The organism is Noviherbaspirillum denitrificans, from assembly GCF_002211445.1.
In the GTDB taxonomy this organism is placed as follows: Bacteria; Pseudomonadota; Gammaproteobacteria; order Burkholderiales; family Burkholderiaceae_D; genus Noviherbaspirillum; species Noviherbaspirillum denitrificans.
This window is the reverse complement of the sequence record NZ_LSTO01000001.1, coordinates 1,606,924-1,614,928: the sequence shown is the minus strand read 5'-3', so window position 1 is coordinate 1,614,928 and position 8,005 is coordinate 1,606,924. Positions and strand designations below refer to the sequence as shown.

Below are 8,005 nucleotides of genomic sequence, written 5' to 3'. Positions count from 1 at the left end.
CGGCGCCATCGCGGTGTCGGGGCCGCGCTACCGCATCGAGGAAACCGGCGTGGACAAGATCCTGCCCGTCATCTTCCAGCAGGCACGGGCTCTGACCCAGGCCTTCGGCGGGAATCCGAACGTGTTCGACAAGGCAGGTTCGAAGTAGCATCTTCCGCGGTTCCGGCCCCTCGGTCCGGAACCGCCCTCCATCAGCGCATCAGAACTTGTGACGGACGCCGGCCATGATGCCGACGCGGCTGTCATTACCGAATACATTGGCGCTGCCCAGTCCGGCATTATTCGCCAGCGCCACCCATCCATCCTTCAGCTTGGTGTAGTCGACCTCGACATACACGTCCGTGCGCTTGCTCAGGTAGTAGTCGAGCATCAGGCCGGAAGTCATGCGATCGCCGTCATTACCCGGGCGCTTCAGCTTGTCGGCTTGCACCGTGCCGATCAGCTGCAGCGCCGGCGTCAGCTCGTAGTTGATGCCCCCGTAGAGCACATGGTTCTTGATGTTCGCCACGTCGAGCTTGCTGTCGGTGTAGCCGGCGTAGAGCGTGGCCGGGCCGGTCTTGTAGGTGCCGCCCACGCCCCACACTGTCTGCTTGCTCGCCTGCGCCGCGCTCACCGCATTGAAGAAGGCGGAGGTCACGTTGTTGGTCGCCTGGTACACCGCGCCGAGCTGCAACGGGCCGTTGACGTAGGTGGCGCCGACGGCCTTGGACGCATTGGTCGACAGGCTGCCTGCGGTTTCGCCAAAGGTATAGGCGGCGGTCACCGACACCGGGCCGAAGGCCTTCGCAACCTTCACCATGTTGTCGTAGCGCAGGCCGGTGTAGTTGCCGCCCTGGTAGCCGAGGATGGAGTTGTTGGCGAACGCGAACGATTCGTAGGCCGACAGGATTTCATGCGCCAGCGTGTACTGGCGGCCGAAGAGCACCTTGCCAAAGCTGCCGTCCAGGCCAACATAGCCCTGGCGGCCGAAGAGGCGGCCGCCCTGCAGCATGCCGCCGGTGTCGGGAGCGAAGCCGGATTCGAGGGTGACGAGCGCCTTCAGTCCGCCGCCGAGGTCTTCCACGCCGCGCACACCCCAGCGGCTGCCCGTGAGCACGCCGTCCGTCAATTGCAGCTTGTTGTCTCCCGCAGCATTTTCGTTCGTGCTGTAGCGGATGGTGGTGTCGACCAGGCCGTACAGCGTGACGTTGCTCTGCGCGGACGCCGCGGCGGAACACGCTGCCAGTGCACATGCCGCAAAAAGCTCTTTCCTCATGCTATCTCCCTTATGGATGATTTGTTATCGGCTTCCCGCGATCGGAAAACCTGCCTGCCTCCAGTTCAGTTGCCCGGGCTGGAAGCTTCCCCGTTTGACCTATGCCGGCACCGCCCTCGCCCGGTAGGCGCGCGGAATCGCGAACCAGGCATTGAAGGCGATGAACGCCGACATCAAGGAGACGACCGTGACCAGCGTCTGCGCAGGCGGCAACGGACTGGCCGCCGCACACTGGCCGGTAGTGAAAGCGACCGCGGTGAGCAGGAAGCCGGAAGTCGAAGCCGCGCGTCCCGCCGCTTGCGGGAACGGTGCCACCGCGCCGGCCTGCCCGCACGGCTGGTGGAAACCGTGGCCAAGCATGTAGATGCATTGCGGGACAATCAGCGCCCACGGCTCGCGCACGCCGGCCAGCCACAGCAGCAATTGACTGGCGCCACCGGTCACCGTCAACGCCGCACCGGCGCGGATCGCCTGCGGCACGGTGGCGTGCGACAGATAGCGACGGCAGGCGAGCGTGCCCAGCATGAAGCACAGCGAACATGCCGCGACCACCAGTCCGTAGTGGAAGCGCGACATGCCGTATTCGCCGATGAAGATGAAGGAGGACAGCAGCAGGAAGGAAATTGCGCCGGAAAAACTCGCGCCGGCAAGCAAGGAAGAAAACACGAACTGCCCGCGCCGCAGGAAGACGCCGAAGCCCGCCTGCGCGCCGGACGCCGCAGGCGCATGCGTGTCGGGGAAGCCGAAGTAGACGATGAGCCAGATCGCCGCGCCGATCGCACCGACCAGCGACAGCGTTCCCTGCCAGCCCATCACGCTGGTCGACAGCCCGCCGATCACCGGCGACATCAGGGCCGCCGCGCTCATGCCCGTCATGCTCTGCGCCATTACGCGCATGCCGGCGCCTTCGCAATAGCGGTCGCGGATCACGGCGCGCGCCGACACCGCGCAGGACGCAGTGGCCACGCCCTGCAGCGCGCGGCACAGGATCAGGATGCCGAGGCTGTTGACCAGCGCCGGCACGATCGACGCCAGCACATACAGCGCAAGCGCGGTCAGCATCACCTTGCGCCGGCCGTAACGGTCGGCCAGCGTGCCGATAAACAATTGCGTGAGCCCAAAGGCGAGCACGTACACCGTCAGTGTCCACTGCACCGCATCCACCTGACCGCCGAACGATGCCGCGATCTCGGGCAGCGCCGGCAGGTAGAGGTCGGTGGCGACCGGCTGGATGCCGAACAGCAGCGTCAGCACCAGCCAGAGCGGGACGGCACGCGCATTCATCATGCGGCCTCGTGCTCCAGCACCGGTATGGCCGGCATCACCACGCCCTTGCTGGCCGCCGCCTGCGCCACGGCCAGCGTCACGCGCAGGCTTTGCGTCGCATCGTGCACCGTGCAGCGCGGCGCGGCTTGGCCCCGGATCACGTCGCAGAAGTGGTCGAGCTGGCGCGCCATCGGGTCGGCGGTGCCGCGCGCGAGGCCGGTGCGCGCGAAGGGCTTCCACCAGCTGCGTTCACCATCGTAGTTCCAGGTGCGCATGGTCGGCACCGCGAGCGAGCCGTTGGTGCCGGCGATGAAATAGCAATCCTCTTCCGGATGCGCGGGATAAGACTTGTCTTCGCCGGAAGTCTGTTCCCAGCTGCGCGGCGCGGCGGACGTGTCGGACAGCATGAAGGTGCCGAGCGCGCCGGACGCGAAGTGCAGCAGCACGGCGGCAGTATCCTCCACCGCGAAGCCGCGTACCGCGTTCGACGCCATCGCCTGCACCGCGACGATCTCGCCGAGCATGTAGCGCACTGCATCGATCTCGTGGATGAGGTTGATCAGGATCGGACCGCCGCCGGCCACGGTGCGCCAGGGACCGGCTTCGTAATAACTGTCAGGCTTGTGGAACAGTGCGGTGCCGGTAAAGCTCACCACCCTGCCGAGACGGCCGGAAGCAATCTCTTCGCGCACCGCGGCGAGCGTAGCGCTGTGGCGGCGGTGATGTCCGACCAGCAGCGGCACATCGCAGCGCGCTTCGGCGGCTTCAAGTGCTTCGGCCGCGTCGAGCGTGTCAGCGACCGGCTTTTCGACCAGGGCCGGCATGCGGTGCGCCAGGCAAGTCAGCGCCCCCGATACATGCAAGCCGTTCGGGGTGGCGAGGATCATGCCATCCGCCTTGACCGACGATGCGAAGAATTCCTCCAGTGAAGGAAAGAGCGGCACGCCTTCCGCGTCGGCAGTGGCGCGCGCAGCAGGAACGGGATCGATCAATGCGCACAGCGTGGTGCGCGAATTGTCGCGGATCAGCTGCATGTGGCGCTTGCCGATCAGGCCGGCGCCGGCGACTGCGATTCTCAATGTATTCATGACTCTGCAGGATTTTTTGGCAAACGAAGTCCCCCCGCCCGGTCGCGATGCGGCCGGGACGTTGCGGAAACCATCAGGGTGAATCAGTGAACCGGCGGGCTGCTATCCCGTCTCGAAGAGTGCCTTTCCTTTCATGCCGCCACCGCCTTTCCCGGCGCGGCACCGTGTCCGCTGCCAAGGAACAGCCGCTCGATGTGCGGGTCGTCGAGCAGCGCGGCGGCCGTGGTCTGCAGCACGCGGCGGCCCGATTCGAGCGCGATCGCCTCGTCGGCGATCTTCAGCGCGCTCTTCACGTTCTGCTCGACCATCAGCACCGTGGTGCCCTTGTCGACCAGCGCGCGCAGCAGCTTGAACACATCGGCCACCACCATCGGCGACAAACCGATCGACGGTTCGTCAATCAGGATCACCTTCGGGCGCAGCAGCAGCGCGCGGCCGATTTCCAGCTGCTTCTGCTCGCCGCCCGACAGCGCCGCCGCCTGCGAATGCAGGCGCTCCTTCACGCGCGGGAAGAATTCCAGCACCTCGGGAATGCGCGCATGCGTGGTCCTGGCGCCGAGCGTGATGCCGCCCAGCTCCAGGTTCTGCCACACGCTCAATTGCCCGAACAGGTTGCGCCCCTGCGGCACGAAGGCGATGCCCGCATCCAGCAGCTGGCGCGAGCTCGATCCCGTGATGTCCTTGCCGTCGAGGCGGATCTTGCCGTTGCGGACCTTGAGCAGGCCGAACAGGGTTTTCAGCACCGTGGACTTGCCGGCGCCGTTGGGACCGAGCAGCAGCGTGATCGCCCCTTTCTTCGCCTGGAAGCTCAGGTTGTTCAGGATCATGAAATCCTTGTAGCCGGCGACCACATCGTCGAATTCGATTGCATAGTTGCTCATGTCAGTTCCCCAGGTAGGCGTCCAGCACGTCCTTGTTTGCGCGGATTTCGTCCGGCGTCCCGATGGCCATCACCTTGCCTTCCACCATCACCATGATGCGGTGGCACAGGTCCATCACGAAGTCCATGTTGTGTTCGATGACCACGAAGGAGCCCTTGCGGGTCTTGTTGAGTTCCTTGAGCAGGTCGAAGATGCCGCCCACCAGGCTGGGGTTGACGCCGGCGCAGGGTTCGTCCAGCAGCACCAGGTCGGGATCGCTCATGAAGGCCATCGCGATGTCGACCAGTTTCTGCTGGCCGTAGCTGAGCGAACCGGCCGGCTTGTGCGCGACGTGGCGCAGGCGGAACTGGTCAATCATCGCGTCGGCCTTGTCGCCCAGTCCGGAATCGCCGGGCTGGAACAGGCGGCCGAACATCGTCCCCTCGTGTTCCTGCGCAGCGACGATCAGGTTGTCGCGTACCGACATCTTTCCGAACACCTGCAGCGTCTGGAAGGTGCGGCCGACGCCGCGCTGGTTGAGTTCGCGCGGATCGAGGCCGGTGATGTCCTGGCCGTTGAGGCGGACGCTGCCGGCATCGGCCTTGATCTGGCCGAGCACGCTGTTGAACATGGTGGTCTTGCCGGAGCCGTTGGGTCCGATCACGCCGAAGATTTCGCCCGGCATCACCTCGAAGGACACGCCACCGACCGCCTGGATCGCGCCATAGGCTTTCTGCAATTCGCTGACTTGCAATACCGGGTTCATGCCGCCACCTCCTGCTTTGCCGCCGCGGTGCGGGCAACGGAGGCCTCGCGCGACTGGCGCTTGTTGCGCAGCAGGTCGGGGATGGACAGCAGCCCGCCCGGCAGCCACACCATCAATGCGATCACGATGGCGCCGAACGCGGCCAGGTACCAGCCTTCGGCGAAGCGCAGCCATTCCGGCGCGAGCACGCCGATGGCGGCGCCGATGACCGGGCCGAGCAGGTAGCCGGGGCCGCCGACGACGACCATCAGGTACATCATGATCGAGATCTGGCCGTTGAACGGCGTGGGTTCGATGTACTGCACCAGCGATGCGAACAGTGCGCCGGCGATGCCCGCGAAGGCCGAGCCGATCGCAAACGCCAGCAGCGTGTAATGCTGGATGTGGATGCCGAGGCTTTCGGCGCGAATCGGATTGTCGCGCAACGCGGTGAACGCCTTGCCCCAGGGCGAACGCAGGATGCCAGCCAGCAGCGCGAACATCGCCACGGCAAACGCCAGCACCAGGTAGTAGTAAGGAATGTTGCCCTCGAACGAGATGCCGAACAGCTCGGGCCGCGCGATATTGGAAATGCCGAAGGTGCCGCCGGTCAGCCATTCCTCGTTGCGCAGCACCAGCGTGACGAGCTCGTTGAAGCCGAGCGTGGCGAACGCCAGGTAATGCATCTGCACGCGCAACGCCGGGAAGCCGACCAGCAGGCCGACCGCGAAGCTCAGCCCCGCAGCCGCCGGCAGCGCCAGCCAGAAGCTGAGGCCTGCCTTCATCAGGATCGCCGTGGTGTACGCGCCGATGCCGAAGAACGCCGCATGGCCGAGCGACTTCAGGCCGGCATAGCCGAGGATCAGGTTCAGCCCCATGGTCGCGATCACGTAGATCAGCCAATAGGTCAGCAGGTAGATGCCGTAGGGCTTCAGGAGGTGCGGTGCGACCACGGCCAAGGCCGCGAACACCGCGCCAAAAAGAATGAAATGTTTTTTCATGACGGGTGCCTTAAACCTTTCGCATTTCCACGCGTCCGAACAGGCCGTTCGGCTTGAACAGGATGATGACCATGAACAGCGCGAGCGCCACGCCATCCTTGTACGCGGGCGAGATGTACGCGCCCGCCAGGTTTTCGCACACGCCGACGATCAGGCCGCCGACCAGCGCGCCGCGGGAATTGTTGAAGCCGCCGATGATCGCCGCCAGGAAGGCCTTCAAGCCGAGCGACACGCCCATCTCGAACTTGGCGAGATAGACCGGCGTCACCAGCAGCGCCGCGACGGTCGCGAGCGCCGCGTTGATCACGAAGGTGTACAGCACCATGCGGTTGACGTTGATGCCGAGCACGGTGGCGCTTTCGGTATTCTGCGCGACCGCCTGCATCGCGCGACCGGTGATGGTCTTCTGCAGGAAGGCTTGCAGGCCCAGCACCACGATCAGCGCGAACACCAGCGTGCCGAGGTCGCCGGCGGTGATCGTCACGCCGAACAGGTTGAAGATCTTGTCACCGAAGATGTTGGGGAAAGGATGGGCCTCGGCGCTGACGCCGGCGCGGATCGCGTTGCGCATCAGCATGGAGAGGCCGATGGTGGCGACGATCAGTGGCATGATGCCGTGGCGGATCAGAGGGTCGACAAGCGCTTTCTTGAAGCCCCAGCCGAGCACGACGGCGGAGATCACGATGGTCAGCAGGAAGCTGGCCGGCAGCGGCAGTCCCGCGCTCATCAGGCCGAGCATGATGAAGGCGGGAAGCATCACGAATTCGCCGGTCGCGAAATTGATGGTGCCGGATGCCTGCCAGAGCAGGGTGAAGCCGAGCGCGGCAAGTGCATAGATCGATCCGGTCGCGAGTCCGGAAAAGACCAACTGCAAGAAGTCGTTCATGATGTGGATCCTGTTGGCTGCACCGGGCGAAGCGCAGCACGCCCTCGCCCGGCGCGGTCGAATCGAACTGCAGACGGATTACTGCTGGGACAGCGGCGGAAGGACCTGGACGACTTCCTGCTTGCCGTTCTTGACCTGGACCATGAAGCTTTCACGGTCGATGTCGCCCTTGGCGTCGATGGCGACATTCATCAGTACCCCGGGATGGTCGGACGCCTTCAGCTTCAGGCCGTGCAGAGCCTTCGCGACTTCCTTGCGGTCGAGCTTGCCGGCTTTTTCGATGGCAGCCTTGAGGACGTACACGCCGGTATAACCCTTGATGCCGTTATGGTCGGACATGTACTTGTACTCTTTTTCGAACTTGGTCTTGAACGCCTGCACTTGCGGATGCGGCGCGTCGACGGTGAGGCCGACGTGCGCGATCGCGCCGTTGGCGGCTTCGCCCGCCAGTTCGATGACCTTCTGGCCGGTCAGGGTGGTTTCGCCGATCAGCGGCTTGTTCCAGCCCTGCTTGCGGAATTCGCGCAGCGCGCGCGCCGATTCTTCTTCATTGGTGTAGACGAACACGGCTTCCGGATCGGCCTGCTTGGCCTTCAGTACGGCAGAAGAAAAGTCGACCTGGCCCGGATCGGTGGAGATGTCGGCGACTATTTTGGTGGTGGTGCCGGCCAGCGCCTTGGTCAGGGCATCGCGGCCGCCCTTGCCGAAGTCATTGTTGCCGTACACGATCGCGATCGTCTTGAACTTGCTGGTGATATAGCGCGCCACCTTCGGCATCGCGGCCGCCTGGTTGAAGCTGGTGCGGAAGACGTACGGATTGCCCTGTTCGGTGATGTTGGCCGCTTCGCCGCCGGTGAAGTTCGGCACTTCGGCGCGGCGGGTTTCCGACATGCTGACGATGATG

8 protein-coding genes are annotated in these 8,005 nt (G+C 64.7%); all 8 read right to left on the bottom strand.

Annotated elements, in window-relative coordinates:
- Positions 1-199: 199 nt before the first annotated feature.
- Positions 200-1,255, bottom strand: coding sequence for a porin (locus tag AYR66_RS08065; RefSeq protein WP_088707076.1), 1,056 nt, complete (start codon positions 1,253-1,255; stop codon positions 200-202).
- 99 nt (positions 1,256-1,354) lie between these two features.
- On the bottom strand, positions 1,355-2,542 hold the full coding sequence (locus AYR66_RS08060) for an MFS transporter (protein WP_088707075.1): 1,188 nt from the start codon (positions 2,540-2,542) through the stop codon (positions 1,355-1,357).
- Positions 2,539-3,609 (bottom strand): Gfo/Idh/MocA family protein, encoded by a 1,071-nt coding sequence (locus AYR66_RS08055; protein ID WP_088707074.1) that lies wholly within the window; start codon positions 3,607-3,609, stop codon positions 2,539-2,541. Before AYR66_RS08055 ends, AYR66_RS08060 begins: the two co-directional genes overlap by 4 nt.
- 131 nt (positions 3,610-3,740) lie before the next feature.
- The gene (locus AYR66_RS08050) at positions 3,741-4,490 is read right to left on the bottom strand and encodes an ABC transporter ATP-binding protein (protein WP_088707073.1); all 750 of its coding nucleotides are present in this window, start codon (positions 4,488-4,490) and stop codon (positions 3,741-3,743) included.
- A gap of 1 nt (position 4,491) precedes the next feature.
- Positions 4,492-5,235, bottom strand: coding sequence for an ABC transporter ATP-binding protein (locus AYR66_RS08045; RefSeq protein ID WP_088707072.1), 744 nt, complete (start codon positions 5,233-5,235; stop codon positions 4,492-4,494).
- Positions 5,232-6,215, bottom strand: a complete 984-nt coding sequence (locus AYR66_RS08040; protein ID WP_088707071.1) for a branched-chain amino acid ABC transporter permease — start codon at positions 6,213-6,215, stop codon at positions 5,232-5,234. The genes AYR66_RS08045 and AYR66_RS08040 overlap by 4 nt, the downstream gene beginning before the upstream one ends.
- A 10-nt stretch (positions 6,216-6,225) precedes the next feature.
- Positions 6,226-7,101 (bottom strand): branched-chain amino acid ABC transporter permease, encoded by an 876-nt coding sequence (locus AYR66_RS08035; protein WP_088707070.1) that lies wholly within the window; start codon positions 7,099-7,101, stop codon positions 6,226-6,228.
- A gap of 78 nt (positions 7,102-7,179) precedes the next feature.
- Positions 7,180-8,005, bottom strand: an 826-nt coding sequence (locus AYR66_RS08030) for an ABC transporter substrate-binding protein (RefSeq protein ID WP_088709683.1), incomplete at its 5' end; no start/stop codon positions are given.

Bases quoted from the DNA above. Each gene is read 5' to 3' on its own strand.
- AYR66_RS08065 (WP_088707076.1), bottom strand. From the start codon at position 1,255: ATGAGGAAAGAGCTTTTTGCGGCATGTGCACTGGCAGCGTGTTCCGCC.
- AYR66_RS08060 (WP_088707075.1), bottom strand. From the start codon at position 2,542: ATGATGAATGCGCGTGCCGTCCCGCTCTGGCTGGTGCTGACGCTGCTG.
- AYR66_RS08055 (WP_088707074.1), bottom strand. From the start codon at position 3,609: ATGAATACATTGAGAATCGCAGTCGCCGGCGCCGGCCTGATCGGCAAG.
- AYR66_RS08050 (WP_088707073.1), bottom strand. From the start codon at position 4,490: ATGAGCAACTATGCAATCGAATTCGACGATGTGGTCGCCGGCTACAAG.
- AYR66_RS08045 (WP_088707072.1), bottom strand. From the start codon at position 5,235: ATGAACCCGGTATTGCAAGTCAGCGAATTGCAGAAAGCCTATGGCGCG.
- AYR66_RS08040 (WP_088707071.1), bottom strand. From the start codon at position 6,215: ATGAAAAAACATTTCATTCTTTTTGGCGCGGTGTTCGCGGCCTTGGCC.
- AYR66_RS08035 (WP_088707070.1), bottom strand. From the start codon at position 7,101: ATGAACGACTTCTTGCAGTTGGTCTTTTCCGGACTCGCGACCGGATCG.